Source organism: Paenibacillus sp. J31R98 (genome assembly GCF_056269245.1).
On record NZ_JBWDNO010000007.1, the window covers coordinates 85,078 to 104,897 of the forward strand.

General features: G+C 52.5%; 16 protein-coding genes. 4 read left to right on the plus strand and 12 right to left on the minus strand.

Translation table 11 applies throughout. The features are described from left to right. Window positions 1-47: 47 nt before the first annotated feature. The 3 genes from AC0YNX_RS22970 to AC0YNX_RS22980 form a co-directional block, all read right to left on the minus strand. Window positions 48-1,547 carry an IMP dehydrogenase gene (locus AC0YNX_RS22970; protein WP_475818044.1) on the minus strand — a complete coding sequence of 500 codons (1,500 nt, stop codon included), beginning with the start codon at window positions 1,545-1,547 and terminating at the stop codon, window positions 48-50. An 85-nt stretch (window positions 1,548-1,632) separates the two neighbouring features. Further along, window positions 1,633-3,063, minus strand: coding sequence for a S41 family peptidase (locus AC0YNX_RS22975; protein ID WP_475818045.1), 1,431 nt, complete (start codon window positions 3,061-3,063; stop codon window positions 1,633-1,635). A 181-nt stretch (window positions 3,064-3,244) separates the two neighbouring features. Next, the gene (locus tag AC0YNX_RS22980; protein ID WP_475818046.1) at window positions 3,245-4,183 is read right to left on the minus strand and encodes an aldo/keto reductase; all 939 of its coding nucleotides are present in this window, start codon (window positions 4,181-4,183) and stop codon (window positions 3,245-3,247) included. 121 nt (window positions 4,184-4,304) lie between these two features. Here AC0YNX_RS22980 and AC0YNX_RS22985 point away from each other — a divergent pair, with 121 nt between their 5' ends. Both AC0YNX_RS22985 and AC0YNX_RS22990 read left to right on the plus strand, forming a co-directional pair. After that, window positions 4,305-5,189, plus strand: coding sequence for a helix-turn-helix transcriptional regulator (locus AC0YNX_RS22985; RefSeq protein WP_475818047.1), 885 nt, complete (start codon window positions 4,305-4,307; stop codon window positions 5,187-5,189). Window positions 5,190-5,233: 44 nt separating this feature from the next. After that, entirely contained in the window at window positions 5,234-6,040 is an 807-nt protein-coding gene (locus AC0YNX_RS22990) for a Cof-type HAD-IIB family hydrolase (RefSeq protein WP_475818048.1), read from the plus strand. Between the two features lie 53 nt (window positions 6,041-6,093). On the opposite strand, the gene AC0YNX_RS22995 is transcribed toward AC0YNX_RS22990, so the two are convergent. Continuing rightward, on the minus strand, window positions 6,094-7,188 hold the full coding sequence (locus tag AC0YNX_RS22995; RefSeq protein ID WP_475818049.1) for a YeiH family protein: 1,095 nt from the start codon (window positions 7,186-7,188) through the stop codon (window positions 6,094-6,096). Between the two features lie 231 nt (window positions 7,189-7,419). Between AC0YNX_RS22995 and AC0YNX_RS23000 the strand changes: the two genes are divergently transcribed. After that, window positions 7,420-8,637, plus strand: a complete 1,218-nt coding sequence (locus tag AC0YNX_RS23000) for a stalk domain-containing protein (RefSeq protein WP_475818050.1) — start codon at window positions 7,420-7,422, stop codon at window positions 8,635-8,637. Window positions 8,638-9,722: 1,085 nt separating this feature from the next. On the opposite strand, the gene AC0YNX_RS23005 is transcribed toward AC0YNX_RS23000, so the two are convergent. From AC0YNX_RS23005 to AC0YNX_RS23030, 6 genes are all read right to left on the minus strand, one after another. Then, window positions 9,723-10,805: a sulfate ABC transporter substrate-binding protein gene (locus tag AC0YNX_RS23005; protein ID WP_475818051.1), complete on the minus strand. Its 1,083-nt coding sequence runs from the start codon at window positions 10,803-10,805 to the stop codon at window positions 9,723-9,725. A 16-nt stretch (window positions 10,806-10,821) separates the two neighbouring features. Next, complete coding sequence (locus AC0YNX_RS23010) at window positions 10,822-11,886, minus strand: sulfate/molybdate ABC transporter ATP-binding protein (protein WP_475818052.1); 1,065 nt, start codon at window positions 11,884-11,886, stop codon at window positions 10,822-10,824. Between the two features lie 3 nt (window positions 11,887-11,889). Beyond that, window positions 11,890-12,687, minus strand: coding sequence for a sulfate ABC transporter permease subunit (locus tag AC0YNX_RS23015; protein ID WP_475818053.1), 798 nt, complete (start codon window positions 12,685-12,687; stop codon window positions 11,890-11,892). Continuing rightward, window positions 12,684-13,487 carry a sulfate ABC transporter permease subunit CysT gene (cysT, locus tag AC0YNX_RS23020; RefSeq protein ID WP_475818248.1) on the minus strand — a complete coding sequence of 268 codons (804 nt, stop codon included), beginning with the start codon at window positions 13,485-13,487 and terminating at the stop codon, window positions 12,684-12,686. The genes AC0YNX_RS23015 and cysT overlap by 4 nt, the downstream gene beginning before the upstream one ends. Before the next feature lie 221 nt (window positions 13,488-13,708). Next, window positions 13,709-14,341, minus strand: a complete 633-nt coding sequence (locus tag AC0YNX_RS23025) for a YigZ family protein (RefSeq protein WP_475818054.1) — start codon at window positions 14,339-14,341, stop codon at window positions 13,709-13,711. Between the two features lie 9 nt (window positions 14,342-14,350). Continuing rightward, on the minus strand, window positions 14,351-15,700 hold the full coding sequence (locus AC0YNX_RS23030) for a glucose-6-phosphate isomerase (protein WP_475818055.1): 1,350 nt from the start codon (window positions 15,698-15,700) through the stop codon (window positions 14,351-14,353). Between the two features lie 145 nt (window positions 15,701-15,845). Between AC0YNX_RS23030 and AC0YNX_RS23035 the strand changes: the two genes are divergently transcribed. Beyond that, the gene (locus tag AC0YNX_RS23035; RefSeq protein WP_475818056.1) at window positions 15,846-17,171 is read left to right on the plus strand and encodes an NAD(P)-binding domain-containing protein; all 1,326 of its coding nucleotides are present in this window, start codon (window positions 15,846-15,848) and stop codon (window positions 17,169-17,171) included. Window positions 17,172-17,243: 72 nt separating this feature from the next. Here AC0YNX_RS23035 and ppnP read toward each other — a convergent pair whose 3' ends face one another. Both ppnP and tkt read right to left on the minus strand, forming a co-directional pair. Then, window positions 17,244-17,561 (minus strand): pyrimidine/purine nucleoside phosphorylase, encoded by a 318-nt coding sequence (ppnP, locus tag AC0YNX_RS23040; RefSeq protein ID WP_090576498.1) that lies wholly within the window; start codon window positions 17,559-17,561, stop codon window positions 17,244-17,246. A 153-nt stretch (window positions 17,562-17,714) separates the two neighbouring features. Next, the gene (gene tkt / locus AC0YNX_RS23045; protein ID WP_475818057.1) at window positions 17,715-19,730 is read right to left on the minus strand and encodes a transketolase; all 2,016 of its coding nucleotides are present in this window, start codon (window positions 19,728-19,730) and stop codon (window positions 17,715-17,717) included. Between the last annotated feature and the right edge of the window lie 90 nt (window positions 19,731-19,820).

Here is a 19,820-nt window from a genome sequence, read left to right on the forward strand (position 1 = left end):
ACGACGGATTCTTCACGAACCCGGGTCTAGGCAGCCCTCTATTTAACTTACTCGCCAGTAATACTGTTTTCTTTCAGGATAACGTCATGCGCGCCGCCCTCAACGATACTTGTCGCTGAAACAAGCGTGATGCGAGCATTCTTCTGGAGTTCCTCAATCGTCAGCGAGCCGCAGTTGCACATTGTCGATTTGATCTTATGGATCGTCTTGCTAAGGTTCTCTTGCAGACTTCCTGCGTAAGGCACGTAGGAGTCAACGCCTTCCTCGAACATGAGACCCGCCTTGCCGCCAGTGTCATACCGCTCCCAATTTCGCGCACGGTTCGAGCCTTCGCCCCAGAACTCTTTCACGAAATTGTTGCCCACTTTCAGCTTCCGCGTCGGGCTCTCGTCGAACCGGGCGAAATATCTGCCCATCATCACGAAGTCCGCACCCATAGCTAATGCCAACGTAATGTGGTAGTCGTGAACGATACCGCCGTCCGAACAGATTGGAACGTAAATGCCCGTCTGCTCGAAATACTCGTCACGCGCAGCCGCCACTTCAATCAGCGCCGATGCTTGTCCACGGCCGATACCCTTCTGTTCCCGCGTAATACAGATGGAACCGCCACCGATGCCGACTTTGATAAAGTCTGCGCCAGCCTCGACCAGGTAAAGGAACCCTTCGCGGTCAACGACGTTACCAGCGCCGATCTTCACATCGAAGTTCGATTTCACGAATTGAATCGTACTCTGCTGCCACTCCGAATAGCCGTCGGAGGAATCAATGACGAGAACGTCTGCTCCTGCCGCAACAAGCGCCGGTACGCGCTCTTCATAGTCCTTCGTGTTAATGCCCGCTCCAACGACATAGCTCTTGTTGGTATCAAGCAGCTCAGATGGATTTTCTTTATGCTCATCATAGTCTTTGCGGAATACGAGGTAATCGAGGTTGTTCTCTGCATCAACAACAGGCAGACAGTTCAGCTTATGATCCCAGATAAGATCATTCGCTTCCGAAAGTGTAATGCCGGATTTGCCATAAATGAGCTTCTCGAATGGCGTCATGAAATCACTTACTTGCTTCGAGAGCGAATCCCGGCTGATCCGATAGTCTCGGCCAGTGACGATGCCGAGCAGCCTGCCGTTCGCTGAACCATCGCTTGTAATCGCTACAGTCGAGTGACCTGTCTGTTCCTTCAGATCCAGCACGTCTTTGAGCGTATGGCTTGGCGTCAAGTTCGAGCGGCTGACAACGAAGCCTGCCTTGTAGCTCTTCGCTTTGCGCACCATTGCTGCCTGACCCTCGACGCTCTGGGAGCCGAAGATGAACGAGATGCCGCCGCTGCGAGCGAGCGCAACTGCCATACGGTCATCGGAAACGGCCTGCATGACTGCTGACGAGAATGGAATATTGAGCGAATACGCTGGTTTCTCGCCTTTTTTGAATTTGACAATCGGTGTTTTGAGCGTGACGTTGGTAGGATTGCAGTCCTTCGTGGTTAAATTCGGCACCAGCAGAAATTCACTAAAGGTGCGGGATGGTTCCATGTAATAGTGTGCCAAAACATACGCCTCCGATCGCGATCGATTCACGAAAATAAATTTTTACAAGCATATCACAGCGTATAAAAACAAGCAATGCACCTTTCTACTTTTCCTTCGTCGCCGTTTCCAGAAGCGTCATCGCTTTGTTCCGCTGCGGATCCTCCACGTTAAATTTATCCGCGAGCCGGTCAACCATCTTATAAGCCGCCTTGTCATTCACCGTTCCAGTGACCGGAAGCTTCTCATTCGATTGGAACGCACGTACCGCATTCTCCGTATCCGAGTTGTAAATGCCGAAGCTTGTGCCAACATTGTAGCTGAGCACTTGGAGCATCTTCTGCACCGTAACGACCTGATCCCCGTAATCGCCAATCTTCAGATTGAGCCCTACCGGCAGTCTCGAAAGCATTGTATAATCCGGTGCAGCTACTACGACCGTAGGATCGATGCCCTTCTTATGTATCCAGCTCCCTTTAGGAGTACGCCACTGCGCTTCAGTCAGCTTCAGTACAGAGCCGTCCTTCAGCTGGCGGAAGTTCTGGACGATGCCTTTGCCAAACGTTTTCTCCCCAACCACCTGCGCGCCTGCATCCTCTTTGAGCGCCGCTGTCAATACTTCTGCGGAGCTAGCCGTATGAGCGTCAACCAGAATCGCAATCGGCAGCTTCCACGGTTCTTTCTGGCTCGATGTATGGGTAATGACATGCTTCTCGTCTTTATAAACAACTTGAACGATCGTTTTGCCTTTCGGCACGAAGCGGTTCGCAATTTCAATCGTCGGTTCAAGCAGACCGCCCGGATTGCCGCGCAGATCGAGCAGCAGCGATTTCATGCCCTTCTTCTGCAGTGCTGCGATTGCCGCAGCAAACTCATCCGCCGTCTTCTCTGCGAAGCGGCTGATCGTAATCTGGCCAATACCGTCCTGCTTCATCTCATAAGATACAGTCAGCACCGGAACAGCGCCGCGCGAAACAGTCACATCATTCGTCACGCTCGCCCCTTCACGGCGGACAGTGATCTTCACCTTCGTGCCCTCTTTACCTTGCAACAGTGCCTTCAGATCAGCTAGCTCAAGCCCTTTCACTTGCTTGCCATCAACAGCCACGAACGTATCGCCAGCCCTTAGTTCGGACTTCTCCGCAGGCGCTCCTTTAATGACATTATCAATGACAAACATGCCATCTTCTTGCCGTATTTCTACGCCGATTCCGACAAAATGATCCTCATAGGACTGAACGAACTGCTCGCCCTTCTCGCCGGTCATATAGACGGAATACGGATCATCGAGCGAAGCGACCATCCCTTCGGCAGCGCCATCCACGAGCGCCTTCGCTTCCGCACCGTTTAAGTACTGATTCATTATTTCGTTGTAAGCGTAAGATAAGTTCTTAAACGCCGCTTCTTTCATCACCGGATATTGAATCAGCATGCTGACTCTGCCTCCTGCAACCCCTACCGCAACCGCAATAACGAGAACAACGACTAATGTTACTCGCCGGCGTTGTTTGACCGCTTGCTCACCAAATACACTCATGTTAGCACCTCTTCCAAAATGAACCTGTAACTCACTCTATCGCATTCAGGCAACCGTCGCAAGTTGATGGCCGAAAGGTAAAAGGCGACCATGTAATGAAGGCCCATGCATGAGCTGCATGGGCCTCTTTCGGGTCGGTCTCGCGGATTAACCGCAGTCCGGCAATTATGTGGACAATAGCCTACAGAGCGATACTCTCTGTCCGCAGATTGAGCCAAGCGCGTTCCGCATCCGTGAGGATGACAGGCAACGCCTTAAGACTATCCTGAAGCTCGGACGGCTGCTGCGGACCGATGATCGCTGCGACAGGGAACGGCTGATTCAGCACATAAGCAAGCGCAATATGATTCGCGGTTACGCCGTATTTCTCCGCCAGCACTGTCGCTCTGCGCTTACGCTCCCAGTTCTCCTCGCTGTAGTTGACGCGAACCATCTCTGCATCCTCACGGTTATCTGGGGAGTACCGATTCGTGAAGAAGCCGCCGGATTGCGACGACCAGGATAGAATCGGCAGCTGCGATTTCTCATGCCAAGCCTCGTCCTCGGCTGTCGTCGATACACAGCCTGCCCAGCGCGCTTCGTTCGGTCTAGCCAGCCCCAAGTTCGGACTGCTGCAGGCGAAGCCCGTCAAGCCATGCTTCGCCGCGTAAGCATTCGCTTCCTGAATGCGCGCGACGCTCCAGTTGGACGCGCCGATCGCACGGCAGCGGCCGGCAGCGATCTGGTCGTTCAGCCCTTCCAGGATATAGCCGACATTGACGTTCGGATCGTCACGATGGAGCATGTACATATCCATATAATCCGTCATGAGCCGGTCAAGCGATTCCACCAAATCGCTTTGAATGCAGGTTTTCGTCATCCGAGATTGCTCGTACGGATGCGCCCCTTTGCCGATAATGACGATTTCGCTGCGATTGCCGCGAGCTTCCATCCAAAGTCCGATCGCGCGGGCGGAGCTTTCTCCATAGATATGTCCGGTATCAATCGCGTTGCCTCCGGCCGCGGTAAAAGCATCAAGCAGTCCGCCAGAGTAGTCCATCCGATTCTTGTCCAGCATCATTGAGCCATGCACCAATTGGGTAATGCCCTGTTCGATGCCTGCGACGGCAATTCGTTTCATCGGTTCTGCACTCCTTCATATCGTTATATTGCTCATTATAGTAGAGGAATTTGCTTAACAAAATCGAAATATATTGCATCGACTACAACGATATTGATTCCATGAGGAGAGGTTCACGCGAATGGTCCAGCTGCAGCACTTAACGCTTCCGCTCCAGCGGAACAACCGATTCTACTGCTTTCCCGAGTCCGCCGGCTACTACCGGCATTATCAGGGCCATGAGGTTCGCCGTGCCGCAGGCATGCTGCAGGAATTCAATCTTCATCTTGTAACCGCGGGAGTCGGCTATGTCGAGCTGGAACATCAGCGCTACGAGCTTACAGCCGGCGATGCCTTTCTTTATTTCCCAGGCGACAAACAAGTGTATTACGCCGACAAAGAGCGTCCGTGGGACTTCAAATGGATTCACTTCTACGGCAGCGGTATTCTTGCCGATTTGACCGAGCGCGGCTTCCACCGCTCGACCGGCTGGCGAATCCGTTCATCCTCTGTGCTGGAGAGTCTGATCGACGAGTTGCTGCTCGAGATGGACCGGCATAAAATGCTTCATCCGAGCCGCATCTCGATGCTGATGTATGGCATAATTGCCGAGTTCATTGAACAAGCAGAGCCGATCTCTGCACCTGGCGCCGGCGCATCTGCCATCGAGCGCGTGCTCAAGCTTCTGCCGGAGCTGCAAGCGGCAGCGGTTGAGCCGTTCGATCTGGACGAATGGGCGGCGCGCGCGGGAACGAACCGCTATGCGTTCTGCCGATGGTTTCGCCGCGCTGCTGGCCAGACACCGCTGGAATTCGTGACGATGTGCCGCATCCAGCGGGCGAAGCAGCTGCTCGTTGAACGGCAAAGCTTAAGCGTCCAGGAAATTGCCCGATTGTCCGGCTACGTGCACCACAGCTATTTCAACAAGCGGTTTCAGGAAAGCGAGAATATGACGCCGACCGCTTACCGCCAGCAATTTTATATGCAGTCGCTTGTTCCTCCCTCCGATTTGGGCTACAATCAATGAAAATACGCACGAAATAGAGAGACAAAAGGAGCAGGAGAGAACTTATGTATAAACTCATTGCCATTGATATTGACGACACTTTGCTGACAGACGAACGTACAGTAACGCCGGGAACGAAGGAAGCGCTGATCGCTGCGATGGAGAGAGGCGTGTTCGTTACCCTGGCTACCGGCCGCATGTTCCCTTCTGCGCGCAAGATTGCCGATCAGATCGAATTGAATGTTCCGATTATTACGTATCAAGGATCCAGCGTTAAGACCTTGCTTGACGAGCAGGTTCTCTACGAGCGTTACGTGCCGCAGGATGCGGCGGAGCTGCTGATGAACTACTGTGAGGAGAACAATATTCATCTCCAACTGTATACCGACGATGTTATCTATGTGCGAGAAGACAACCAGCATGCACGCGACTATTCGAGTCTGGCGAATCTCCCGTTCGTGGTCGAGCCGGATTTCAAATCATTAATCAAACGTCCGACTGCCAAAATGCTCATGATCGACGACCCTGCGCGCCTCGACGAGGTTGCTGTCGATCTGAAGAAACTCATTGGCGTTAACACGCATATTACCAAATCGAAGCCGCACTTCCTCGAAGTTACGCATAAGGAAGGCACGAAGGGCCATGCGATCTCGTTTATGGCACAGCACATCGGCTGCACGATGGACGAAGTCATTGCGATCGGCGATTCCTGGAACGACCACGAAATGATCGAGGTGGCCGGACTCGGCGTAGCGATGGGCAATGCGGTTCAGAAGCTGAAGGACATTGCGCAATATGTAACGGAGACAAACAATGACGAAGGCGTACGCCATGTTATTGAGAAGTTTGTTTTGCAAGCGGAGACGGTGTAAATCGTAATGGGGAGAGCTGTGCCTGAGGCACAGCTCTTTTTTAATTGGGATGACTAGACAGTTAAGTATGTCCATAGGGTGAGCAGCAGGGACGTCACCAGCATTGCAATGAGCGGCTTCACCACGGATGCTCGCTGGCCATCTCCCCGCAGGTTCACGTTTAGTCCCAGTGCAACCATCGCCATCGTAAGTAAAAATGTGGTCAACGTCGTTAGTCCATTCGTTAGCGCAGGCGAGGATTGCAGTATCGCTTGGCCGGTGCTGCTGCTGCCGAGAAGGCTCATGAGCAAGAAACCAAGCAGAAACCACGGCATTGCGATTGGCTTACCGCTAGCATCATCCGCTTGCCCATTGGTTTGTGCATTGCTGCGGATACGCTTCATGACTGCTACAAGCACCAGGCACAGCGGCACGAGCAGGAAGACGCGCCCGAGCTTCGCGAGCAGGGCAAGCGCGAGAGCATCCTGTCCGGCAGGCGCTGCTGCCAGTGCGACATGGGCGATTTCGTGCAGGCTTGTTCCGGACCAGACTGCATATTGCAGATCCGTGAGCCCGATGATAGGCCGCAGCAGCGTGTAGCTGACGGCGAAGAAAGTACCGATGAGCGCAATCAGTCCTGCGCTGAGTGCTGTCTCTTCTTCTTTGGCTTGGACGATTGGCGAGACGGCGGCAATCGCCGCTGCACCGCAAATGCCGGTGCCGATGCCAAGCAGCAACGACAGCTTCATGTCGGCCTTGAGCCATCTGGCCAGCAGCAGCGTGCAGCCAATTGCGAAGACGGCCGCCAGTGCATCGCGCCCGAGAAGGCCAAGCCCATCTTGAAATACCTGCGCAATATTCAGCTTCACCCCATACAGGATGATAGCAAGTCGAAGTAAGCTTTTGCCCGAGAAGGCGATACCCGATCGCAATGTGTCCGGCGGATATCCGCAGAAGTGCCGATACAGAACGGCGAGTATAATGGCGCAGGCCATTTGCCCCGCGTAGTGGAAACCGGGCAGGCGTGAGATGCAGTACCCTGCCGTGGCTATGAGAAACGTAAAGCCGACACCGGACAACCGCTGTTGTAGAGCGGAGATTACATGTACGTGTTGTACTTGTGCGGAGACAAGCGGCTTAACGGAATTCGTATGATGTGCTGCTGCCATATGGGCTTGCCGCCTCCTTGACGATCGTATGAGATGGTTCCCATTATACGTGGCACAGTCTGATAAGAGAAATCAATCATAATGATGAATGAAATAAACAATTGTTATGAAATCGTGAATCGTTTCTTTTTCCATAGCGAGGCATGGATGTCCGTTACCTTTTTGTAACTTTACTCCTTGAGCAACCGTCTATAATGATAGAGTAATCACAACAACGCGGAGGGATCCATTATGTTCAGCAATCGTTTCAAGAAACCACTTAAACAGCTTACACTCGGCGCATTCGGCACACTTATCATCGCCGCTTCCGCCCCACTGGCCTATGCGGATGAAATCACGCCAATTGCAACCGTCGATCCCGGCGCTAATCCATCGGCACCGATTGAATCCACCGATGGCCCTACAGCACATCCGATAGTCGTCACCGGCGGCCCTGTCACCGTTGAGCCGATTGTTGTCGTTTCGAAACAACTCTCAGGCGCCGTAAAGATTCAAGAGAAGAAACTGACGCTTAAAGAAGATAAAATCTTTGATTATGAGCTGCATCTGCCGGTCATCAGCGGGATGAAAGACGCGAAATACCAGCAGGCGCTTAATGCGAATATCGCTGCACGGGCAATGGCAGTTGCCGATAAGCTTCACAAGCAAGCGAAGGCTGACGCCGCTGCTGCGGATGGCTCCTATGAATTCCGCCCGTACTCGGTTTATGTGAGCTACGAGGTCATGTCGGACGGCAATGAAGCAGCCGGCAATATTTTGTCATTCAAAGTACTTACGTATACGTTCACTGGCGGTGCTCACGGTGCTACAATTGCACAAACCTATAATGTGCGCAACACAGCAACCGCGTCTCAGATCAAGCTGAAAGATCTGTTCGGCAGCAGCTACAAGACCATTATTAACAAAGCTGTATCCGCTGAAATTGCGGCACATTCGGACTTGTTTTTCCCAGATACCTTTAAGACGATCTCCGACAATCAAGCCTTCTATGTAAAAGACAACAAGGCGCAGATCATCTTCCAGCAGTACGAAATCGCACCGTACGCAGCGGGAATGCCTGAGGTTGCGGTGAACATTCCAGTACCAAGCAATGCTGCGTCCCTTCCTATCGTTGTGAATGGTAAGTCGGTCGCTGCTGCGAAGCTGTTCGTGAACAAGAATGGCGTCGCGATGGCTCCGCTTCGTCCGCTTGCCATTCAGCTCGGCTACACGATTGGCTGGAATGCGAAGACGCAGAGCGTGGAGCTTACGAAAGGTGCGCAGTTCACTTCGCTCCAAGTCGGCAAAGACCGCTACACCTATGCAAAAGTCGCACCATTCAAACTCGGCGCTGCGCCGGTTGTGAAAGACAAAGCAATCTATGTACCGCTCGCGTTTTTCTCGCAAGTGCTGAAGGCGCAGGTGGCTTATAGCCAGGATTCGGTTACGATAACCGAAGCTGCGAAGTAATAGAAGAAGCTGAGAGAACGAATTGATTCTCTCAGCTTCTTTTTTTTTGTGCGTTTTTGGTGCTGAGAGCACGTATGTGTTCTCTCTGCTACACGATAGAGGTTAGTTTGTTCAACTTCGGCGCTGAGAGCACTTATGTGTGCTCTCGGCCGACTTTCGGCGCGTTTTGAGTGCTGAGAGCACGTATATGTTCTCTCAGCTCCACAATATTGGTTAGTTTGTTCAACTTCAGCGCTGAGAGCACATATGTGTTCTCTCAACCGACTTTCGGCGCGTTTTGGGTGCTGAGAGCACGTATACGTTCTCTCAGCTCCACAATATTGGTTAGTTTGTTCAACTTCGGCGCTGAGAGCACATATGTGTTCTCTCAGCCGACTTTCGGCGCGTTTTGGGTGCTGAGAGCACGTATATGTTCTCTCAGTTCCTTTTTTGCGCAGCTTGCGGGTCGCCCCCGCTTGGTGTTAAGAGATTGTACTCGTTTCACGGCATCTTATCCCCCACCGCGCGCACTCGCCCTGCCGCTGAGAGAGGTTTTTGCCTCTCTCAGCATCCGTTTTAGCTATTTTCGCTCACCGAGAGCGGATATTTCCTCTCTCGGTGCAGAAAATCCGAGCTCGGAGCGGTTTTCTCATACTGAGAGAGGTATTTTCCGCTTTCAGACTCAGATTTACCTGTTTTCGCCCTCGAGAGAGGAATTTCACTCTCTCAGCCTCCGTCTCGCTGTTTTCGCCCCTCGAGAGCGGTCGCCCTGCCGCTGAGAGAGGTTTTTGCCTCTCTCAGCATCCGTTTTAGCTATTTTCGCTCACCGAGAGCGGATATTTCCTCTCTCGGTGCAGAAAATCCGAGCTCGGAGCGGTTTTCTCATACTGAGAGAGGTATTTTCCGCTTTCAGACTCAGATTTACCTGTTTTCGCCCTCGAGAGAGGAATTTCACTCTCTCAGCCTCCGTCTCGCTGTTTTCGCCCCTCGAGAGCGGTTTCCCCTCGCTCATCGTCTTACGGCTCTAACGCAAACAAAAAGGCAGGGCACGATTCTCCCCTGCCCTGCCCTGCCTTGCCTTGCCTTGCCTCTGCCCACTCTACAACCTAAATCCCCGCAAGCACCTGATACCACACGCCTTTCGGCGAATAAAGGTTCTTGCGTACTTCATCCCATCCGCCCAAATAGCTGATATCGAACAGGTCCTCAGGTACTTTATAGTTGCCCTTCACCTTGTCCATCACTGCCGGATCGACCGGACGGAAGCCGTAATCAGCGAACACCTGCTGTGCTTCCGTTGTGAACATAAAACTAAGGAACGCTTCCGCCACTTTGCGCGTGCCGTGCTTGTCGACATTCTTATCGACGACAGCCGCTGGATTCTCAATGAGAATCGTCGACTTCGGCACGACTACATCGTAAGGAACGCCGCTCTTGATCCGAGCCAGCAGCTCGTTCTCATACGTTACAATAACATCGCCAACGCCGTACTCGAAGGCCGCCATCGAGGCACGGCCGCTCTTATCCAGCGACTCTACGTTTTTGTGGATTCGCTCCAGGAATGCCTTCGCATAAGCCGGGTCCTTCTTCCCCGTCTTCGCTTCGGATTCCATCAGCCCCGCGCCGTACATCGCATTAATGTCCCACTGCGCCCCGCCCGATGTTTTCGGGTTCGGGTAGAGCACCTTCACGCCTTTGCGGGTCAGATCCTCCCAGTCATGAATGCCCTTCGGATTGCCCTCACGGGTACCCATAACCGCGATCGAGCGCGTAATCATGCCTCCATATGGGGCTGAGCGCCAATCGCTCGTAATAAAGCCTGCTTTTGCAATTTTATCAATATCGCTCTCCATCGCGAGAACGGCTATATCCGCTTCGAATCCTCCGGCGATGGCGCGTGCTTGTGTTCCTGATGCTTCGTACGATTCCTGGAAATCAACGGTCTGACCCGTCTTCGCTTTCCACTCTTTCGCAAATTGCGGCAGCAGCTTGCCGAGCGCATCTCTTGCGACCGAATAAGCGCCGATAACAAGCGTGACATCGCTTTTCTTCACTGCAGCTGTTGAACCATCACCGCCGCTGACCGGCTTGGCCTCACCGCTTGTTCCGCATGCAGCCGTCAATAGCAGCGCAACCGAGACTAGCGCTAATCCCGCCATTCGCCATCCTTTTGTTAGGGTAGGTTTCATCGTGTACACCTTCTTATTAGATATGCATTGGCATTGGATCTTCCTTCAGCTTGTTCTCCATAATCCACGTGTCATTGTCATTGAAGAGGTACGCACGGTGGATCAGTACACTGATTTCTTCGCCTGGCTGCAATACATCCTTCTCTAGTGAGCGATACGTGATCAGCTTAATGTCGCCGACCATGACCTCAACCATCCACTCGCTGCCGCGGAAGTGCAGATGCTTCACTTTGCCAGCAACCGTAGCCGACGGGAGACGGAATTCGTGACGCTTGCCGATTTCAATATATTCCGGACGAATAAGTGCTTTTGTTCCTGGCCAGTTGGCTGCTTCCTCGAAGCCTTTGAGCCGCTCCACCTGATCCACGATCGTCGACTCGCCGATGAAGCTCGCCACGAACTGCGTCTGTGGATTCTTATAAATATCCCAAGGCGTACCCTTCTGCTCCAGGCGCCCTTTGTTAATAATCATAATCTCGTCTGCCACTTCAATCGCTTCGTCCTGGTCATGCGTAACGAAGATCGACGTAATGCCAAGACGCTCGATCATTTCTTTCAGCCACGTGCGCAGCTCCGTACGAATCTTCGCATCAATCGCGGCAAAAGGCTCATCAAGCAGCAACAGCTGCGGCTGAGGAGCAAGCGCCCTTGCAAAAGCAACCCGCTGCCGCTGTCCGCCAGATAGCTGGTGCGGATAACGATGCTCGAAGCCTTTGAGCCCAGTCAGCTCAAGCAGCGACATAACACGCTCGCGGATAACATCCTTCGTCACCTTCTTCACTTTCAGCCCGAATGCAACGTTATCGTAGACCGTCATATGCTTGAACAGCGCATAGTTCTGAAAAACAAACCCGATTCCGCGCTCCTGTGGAGGCAGGTCATTAACACGCTTGCCGTGAAACACAATATCGCCGGAAGTCGGCGCCTCAAGACCCGCCAGCATACGGAGAATTGACGTTTTGCCGCCGCCGCTTGGGCCGAGCAGGCCGATCAATTGTCCTTTGGCAATGTCGAAGCTGACATCGTTAACCGCTTGAAAATCACCGAACTGTTTATTTAAACCGCGCACCTCGATATGCATCGCTTAATGCACTTCCTTTCTCTTCTTGGCCCATTCCATAAGGAGTAGCAATCCGACTGAGAAAGCCGCAAGCACAAGCGCTACGCTGCTCGCCGCCGCGACATTGAAGTTCTCTACATCCTGATAGACGAGCGTTGTCGCTGTCTGTGTCTTATTCATGATATTGCCGGAAACGACGAGCACGGCTCCGAACTCTCCAAGCGATCTCGCGACTGTTAGCACGACGCCATAGATGACGCCCCAGCGGATCGACGGCCATGTTACTTTCCAGAAGGTGTACCACGAGTACGCGCCGAGCGTTGAGGCAGCTTCTTCCTGCTGAGCCCCAATCTCCTGCAGCACTGGCATTACTTCGCGCACCATAAGCGGGAAAGTAACGAACAATGTCGCAAGTATCATCCCTGGCAGCGCATAAACCACTTTGAAGCCGATATCTTCGAAGAACGTCCCGAGCACCGAGCTCGGTCCGAGCATAAGGACGATCATCAAACCGCCGATAACAGGCGATACCGCGAACGGCAAGTCAACGATACTATTCATAAAAGCTTTCAGACGTCTGCCGAGCCAAGTCCCGCGAACAAGATAGAGCGCTAACATAACGCCGAACAGCGTATTGAGCAATGTAACAACTACGACGATCATGCCGGTCATCATAAGCGCATGAAGCGATTCAGGACGGGTAAGCGCATCTGTGAAGCCGCTCCAGCCCTTTCCCCATGAGCCGGTAAAAATCTTAATAAGCGGTACGATCAGTAGAACGAGGAATACCGCATACGTTAACGTGATCCAAAGCCTTCTCATTTGCCATGCCTCCTCGACTGCACATAGTTGACTGCGCCTAGAATGAGGAAGGATAGCGTCAGCAGCAGTACGGATACAGCCGCTGCTCCTTGCGCGTTATCGCTTTCAATTTCTCCGAAAATATAGACCGAAGCGATGAGCGTCTTGCCCGGTATGTTGCCTGCAACGAGCACGACTGCGCCGAATTCAGCAAGCGCGCGGGAGAACGCCAGCATCGCGCCGCTAATAATGCCAGGCAGCATAGATGGGAAGATCACCTGAAAGAACGTTCTAGCCCGCGAAGCGCCTAGCGTATAGGACGCCTCCTCCTCTGACTTATCCAGCTCTTCAAGCAGCGGCTGCACGCCACGGATGACGAATGGGAAGGTGACGAACACCATGGCGATAATAATCGCCGGCTCGTGGAACACAATTTCAAATCCGAGCTTATCAGCTAGATTGCCAACAATGCTATTCGGTCCTAGCAGCAGCAATATCATCAAGCCGCCGACTGCTGTCGGCAGCGCAAAAGGCAAATCGACAAGGCTGTTCAAGATGCGGCGTCCGGGGAACCGGTAGCGGATAAGAACCCAACCAATCATCGTTCCGAGAACGACATTAATAAGTGCAGCAATAACCGATAATTTGATCGTAAGCAATACCGCTTTCCATGCAAGCGGGTCAATAATGCTGTCCCAGAAAGGCGTCCAGCCCAGTTCAAGCGATTGCGAGTAAATCCCAATAATCGGCAGTACAATCAAGAGCACAAAATAGAGCATAATGGTGCTTCGAAAACCGAAGCTCCACAATCGGTTGCGCATTATGATATTCAAGCTGACTTACCTCCTGCCGCTTTCCTTGAGGAATCGCGGGTACGTTTTCAAAAATCTACTAATTCAACTTAATCCCCATTAAACTACTTGGTATTAAATGTAGCAGACAGAAGCGCGTCTAGTCAATCGTTATTATTAGGATCAGCTTCTGCTGCTCTAGCAAAAAAACTCCTTAGCGCATCATCGCTAAGGAGTTTCTGGTGTTAGGGCTACTCGCCCTCGATATAATATCGATCTTCGCCGATTGCCAGCTTGGCCTGTCCTTGAGTCAAGTCGGTGATCCAGTTGCTGAATCGCTCGGCATCCGCTGCTTCAGGCAAGCAAGTGATGATCACACGGTCGGTGAAATCTGTCCCGCCAATCCGGACGCTGCGGGCATGGAACTCGTTCTCGAGCTTGCCATACCACGTATAGTCGACATCGACAATGACTTCACGATGAAGCACATTGGTGATCGCTTCCGCTGCTTCAATCGCAGTGACCGCCCCATCCGTGTAAGCACGGATGAGACCGCCGGCACCGAGCATAATTCCGCCAAAATAACGGGTTACGACGATGACGACATTTTTGAGGCCATGGTGCTTGATCACTTCAAGAATCGGTTTGCCCGCCGTGCCGCTTGGCTCGCCATCATCCGACTCCTTCTGGATCTCATCCCGCTCGCCGAGCACGTACGCCGAACAGTTATGATTCGCATTCCAGTGCTGCTTCTTCAGCTCTTCGATGAATGCTATCGCCTCTGCTTCCGACGTGACCGGCTTGCCATAGCCGATGAACCGGGATTTCTTGATGATAATTTCAGCGCTCGCCTGCTGGCGAAACGTCTTGTATCTGGCTAGCATGACCGCCGATTACAACCGAGCTTCGAGCTCAGCCTTTTCTTTCTCATAGCCTGGCTTGCCAAGCAGAGCAAACATGTTCTTCTTGTACGCTTCAACGCCCGGCTGGTCGAACGGATTCACGCCTAGCAGGTAGCCGCTGATGCCGCATGCGATCTCGAAGAAGTACACGAGGTAGCCGAATGTGTATGGCTTCATGTCTGCAATGTTCACGACAAAGTTAGGCACTTGGCCGTCTGTGTGTGCAAGCAGCGTGCCTTCGAACGCTTTCTTATTCACGAAGTCCATCGTCTTGCCGGTCAGGAAGTTCAGCCCGTCCAAATCGTTCTCGTCATGTGCGATCGTAATTTGTTCAGCCACATTGTTCACTTGAATAACCGTTTCGAAGATGTTCCGGTTGCCTTCTTGAATGAATTGACCCATGGAGTGCAGATCCGTCGAGAAGTCTACAGCAGCTGGGAAAATCCCTTTGTAGTCTTTGCCTTCGCTCTCGCCGTATAGCTGCTTCCACCACTCCGATACGAAGTGAAGGGCAGGCTCGTAGTTTACGAGGATTTCCGTTGTTTTGCCTTTGCGGTACAGAGCGTTACGCGCTGCAGCATATTGGTAAGCTTCGTTCTCCGAGAGCTCTGGGTTGCTATATGCTTGCGAAGCGTCTGCTGCGCCTTTCATCATCTCTTCGATGTTGATGCCAGCTGCTGCAATCGGCAGCAAGCCAACCGCTGTCAGAACCGAGTAACGGCCGCCTACATCGTCTGGAATAATGAACGACTCGTAGCCTTCCTCTGTTGCGAGCTTCTTCAGTGCGCCCTTTGCACGGTCAGTCGTTGCGTAGATACGTTTGCGAGCCTCAGCCTTGCCGTACTTCTCTTCAAGAGCTGCGCGGAATACGCGGAACGCGATTGCCGGCTCTGTTGTTGTACCCGACTTCGAGATTACGTTGATCGACCAGTCGCGGCCTTCAAGCAATTGAAGCAGATGCGTTACATATGTAGAGCTGATATTGTTGCCAGCGAAGAGCACTTGCGGCGTCTTGCGCTGCTCGCCCGGGAGCAAGTTATAGAAAGAGTGCGATAGCATCTCGATTGCAGCGCGAGCGCCTAGGTAAGAACCGCCGATACCGATAACAATCAGCACCTCGGAGTCCGACTGGATCTTCGCAGCCGCTTTCTGAATGCGGGAGAACTCTTCTTTATCATAGCTATTCGGCAAGTCAATCCAGCCTAGGTAGTCTGAGCCTGCGCCTGTTCCATTGTGGAGCTGATCATGGGCAGTGCGTACTTGCGCCGCCAAATTGTCAATTTCATGCTGGCCGATAAACGTCAGCGCTTTGCTGTAATCAAACTGAACTGCTTTACTCATTCCGGTAAAAACCTCCTTTTTCATTAGCACTAGGATAAAGGATTTGTTTACTAAAAACAAGGGATTGCGTTAGCTCCATACAACACGTCACTTTTTTATGATAAAATGAAAACAGTTAAATTTCGGTTCCAAGGAGATGAATTTGATGTTCAAAATCGGCTTTATCGGCCTCGGCGTCATGGGCGAGCCAATGGCTGCAAATTTACTTCGTAAAGGCTATCCAGTCACAGTCTACAACCGTACGCCTGGCAAAGCGGACAAGCTCATCGAACTTGGCGCGGACACAGCGGCAACGCCTGCTGCCGTAGCGCGTGCGTCCGAAGTTATTATTACGATGATTAGCAACGATGATTCGGTTCGTGAAGTGTATTATGGCGAGAACGGCCTGATTAGCTCCATCATGCCTGGTGCAGTCGTCATCGACAGCAGCACCATTTCCCCTGCACTTTCCCGCCAGCTGCACCATGACATTACGGCCAAGTTCGGCGACTTCCTTGATGCGCCGGTTACAGGCAGCAAGCCTGCGGCTGAGAGCGGCTCGCTCGTGTTCATGGTCGGCGGCGATATTGAAGTCATACATAAAGTGAAGGATGTCCTCGAGACAATGGGCCGCAAAATCATTCCAATGGGGCCCGGCGGCAACGGTTCGATCGCGAAGCTCGCGCACAATACGATTGTCGGCGCTAATGTTGCAGCCTTGCTCGAAGGCATGGCAATCGCAGCAAGCGGCGATATTGATGCGAAGAACTTCCTCGAGCTCGTTCAATCGGGCGGCGCTGCAAGCAAGATGGCGGATCTGAAGGCGCCGAAGCTGCTTGACCGTGATTTCAGCGTCCAATTCTCGCTTGGCCTGATGCTGAAGGACCTGCGCCTTGCTTCTACGCTCTCGGATGAGCTGAAGACGCCAACGCCAATTCTCGAGGCGGTGAAGAGCCTTTACCAGATGGGCGACGCGATGGGACTTGCTGACCTTGATCTATCGGCGCTCGCTCACAATTACGAGCAATGGATTAATAAACGGATTACGAACCATAGCGATGTCGAGGATGCGGTAGCAGCAGCTTCTGCAATTGAGCAGACCGCGGCTGTCATAGAGGAAGCAACGGCTGTAGACGCTTCGAACTCAAACCGTAGACGCAGCGAGCGCTTGACGCTGAACATACCTTTGAAACTGTCTGTATACCAATGGGAGCAAGAAGGTGCTTTCTCCGGCCAGCTTATCGACAGCACGCTCTGCGACATCTCGGACAATGGCCTTCAGCTGTCGAGTGCGTCTCCGCTTGAACTGGACATGTTCGTCGTCATCCACTTCCCGCAAGACTCCGAGCTTCCTCCGATGATTGGTCGCATTATCCGCATCGAGACAAGCGCAAGCCGCTTCCGTTACGGCTGTCTGCTTGCTGGACTTGCTCCGTACCAGCGCCTTCAGCTGGAAGCTTATATCAATAATCAACGCATTACTGCGGATTAACTTAACAAGCTAAACATACAAAAAGGCTGCCCGCGCGATGCGGAGCAGCCTTTTTCATCTGTATGCTACGTATTATTCCTGAATATAAGAGCAAGCATAGTCTGTCACAGTCGCGACTTGAAGCTTGAACTTCGCGTTTGCCGGAACCGTGAATTCGCCTTCGCCCGAAATGCTGATCCACTCGGATTCGCCCGGAAGCAATACTTTCAGATCGCCAGCAAGAATTTCCATAATTTCTTTAACATCTGTACCGAACTCGTACTCACCTGGCATCATAATGCCCAGTGTCTTCTTCGTTCCATCCTCAAACAGCACTGTGCGGCTTGTTACTTTACCATCGAAATAAACGTTTGCTTTCTTAACTACAGTTACGTTAGCGTATTGGGACATTCGTTATTCGCTCCTTAACAGGGATTAGGTATTAGGTGGAAAAAAAGCAGGGCTTGCAGCCGCTGGTTCATCGAACTAAATCGAATCCTAGCAGCTGCTACCCACACCGTTAATCGAAGAAACAGTCTTCCGGGCGCTGTGTTATCCTAGCTCCTACAGCAGGCCTTTAACTTTGCTTACTACATTCTCTACTGTAAAGCCGTATTCTGCAATGACACGGTCGCCTTTAGCAGATGCGCCGAATGTGTTGATGCCAAGGACAGCGCCTTGATCGCCAACATAACGCTCCCAACCGAACGGCGAAGCCATCTCGATTGCAAGACGAGCTTTCACTTCAGGCAGAATGACCGAATTTTTGTATTCTTTCGACTGACGCTCGAACAGGTCGAAGCTCGGCATGCTGATGACGCGTACGTGAATGCCTTCAGCTGCAAGAGCTTTCTGAGCTGCTACTGCAAGCTGTACCTCGGAGCCAGTTGCGATCAGCTGTGCTTGCGGCTTGCCATTCGCTGCTTCTGAGACTACATATGCACCTTTTGCAATGCCTTCGCGAGCTTGCTCAGCCGTACTTTCCAAGATTGGCAGGTTTTGACGCGTGAGAACGAGCGCAACCGGCTGATCTGCATCAGCTAGTGCGTATGCCCATGCTGCCGATGTCTCGTTCGCATCCGCAGGACGAATCGTCGTCAATTGCGGGATGATACGCAGGGAAGCAAGCTGCTCGATCGGCTCATGCGTAGGGCCGTCTTCGCCGACAGCGATACTGTCATGCGTCAGCACGAATACAACCGGCTGCTTCATCAGCGCCGACAGACGAACTGCTGGACGCAGGTAGTCTGTGAATACGAAGAATGTTGCGCCATATACTTTCACGCCGCCATGCAGGCTCATACCGTTGATTGCTGCAGCCATTGCGAACTCACGAACGCCGAAGTATACGTTGCGGCCTTCGTAGCTGCCTGGCTTGAACACTGGCAAGCCTTTCAGGTGCGTCATTGTCGAGCTCTCAAGGTCAGCGGAACCGCCGATCAGGTTCGGGATGTTCTTCGCAAGACCGTTCAGTGCGTTACCGGAAGCCACACGCGTCGACAGCGCTTTGTCTGTTGGTGCGTATGCAGGCAGATCCGCGTCCCAGCCCTCAGGCAGATTGCCGCTGATTGCTGTTTCGAACTGAGCTGCAAGCTCTGGATATGCCGCTTTATAGGAAGCGAACAGTGCATCCCATGCCGCGTTTACTTTCTCGCCGCTGTCTTTCACTGCAGCGAAGTGCGAGCGCACTTCAGCTGGAACTGTGAATGCTTCGTTCTCCCAGCCGTAGAATTGCTTCGTCAGTACAGTCTCTTCAGCGCCGAGCGGGCTGCCGTGCGTACCAAGATGGCCGCCTTTGCCGCCTTTGTTCGGGCTGCCGTAACCGATTGTCGTTTTCACTTCAATCAGCGTCGGTTTGCTTGTGTCTGCTTGTGCTGCCGCTACTGCTTGGCCAAGCGCGTTCAAGTCATTGCCGTCTTCTACGCGCAGCACTTGCCAGCCATAAGCTTCGAAGCGACCTTGTACGTTCTCGGAGAATGACAGGTTCAGCTCGCCGTCAAGCGAGATGTCATTGGAATCGTAAAGCACGACCAGCTTGCCGAGCTTCAGGTGAGCTGCAAGGGAAGCTGCTTCGCTTGCTACGCCTTCCATCAAATCGCCGTCGCCGCAAATCGCGAATGTATAGTGATCGATCACGTTCAGATCTTGTTTATTGTACGTTGCGCCAAGCTGCGCTTCAGCCATTGCCATACCAACAGCCATAGCAACACCTTGTCCAAGTGGACCAGTCGTTGCATCTACGCCAGCTGTGTGGCCGAATTCCGGATGACCCGGCGTTTTGGAGCCCCATTGACGGAAGTTTTGCAGCTCTTCGATTGGAAGATCATACCCCGACAAGTGAAGCAGGCTGTACAGCAGCATCGAACCATGACCTGCCGACAGAACGAAACGGTCGCGGTTGATCCACGTTGGGTTGGACGGATTGTGCTTCATTGTTTTCGCAAACAATTGGTACCCCATCGGTGCAGCTCCCATTGGCATGCCCGGGTGTCCGGAATTGGCTTTCTCGATCGAATCGATTGCAAGTGTGCGGATCGTGTCGATGGAAAGCTGGTCGATGGACTTCTGTGTAACTGTCATTACGTAAACTCCTCCTAAATCCGAATAAGCTTGCTTCCATAGCTTGTTGATCACATTATCTCTTTGAAAATAGGTCGTTTAGCCCCTACT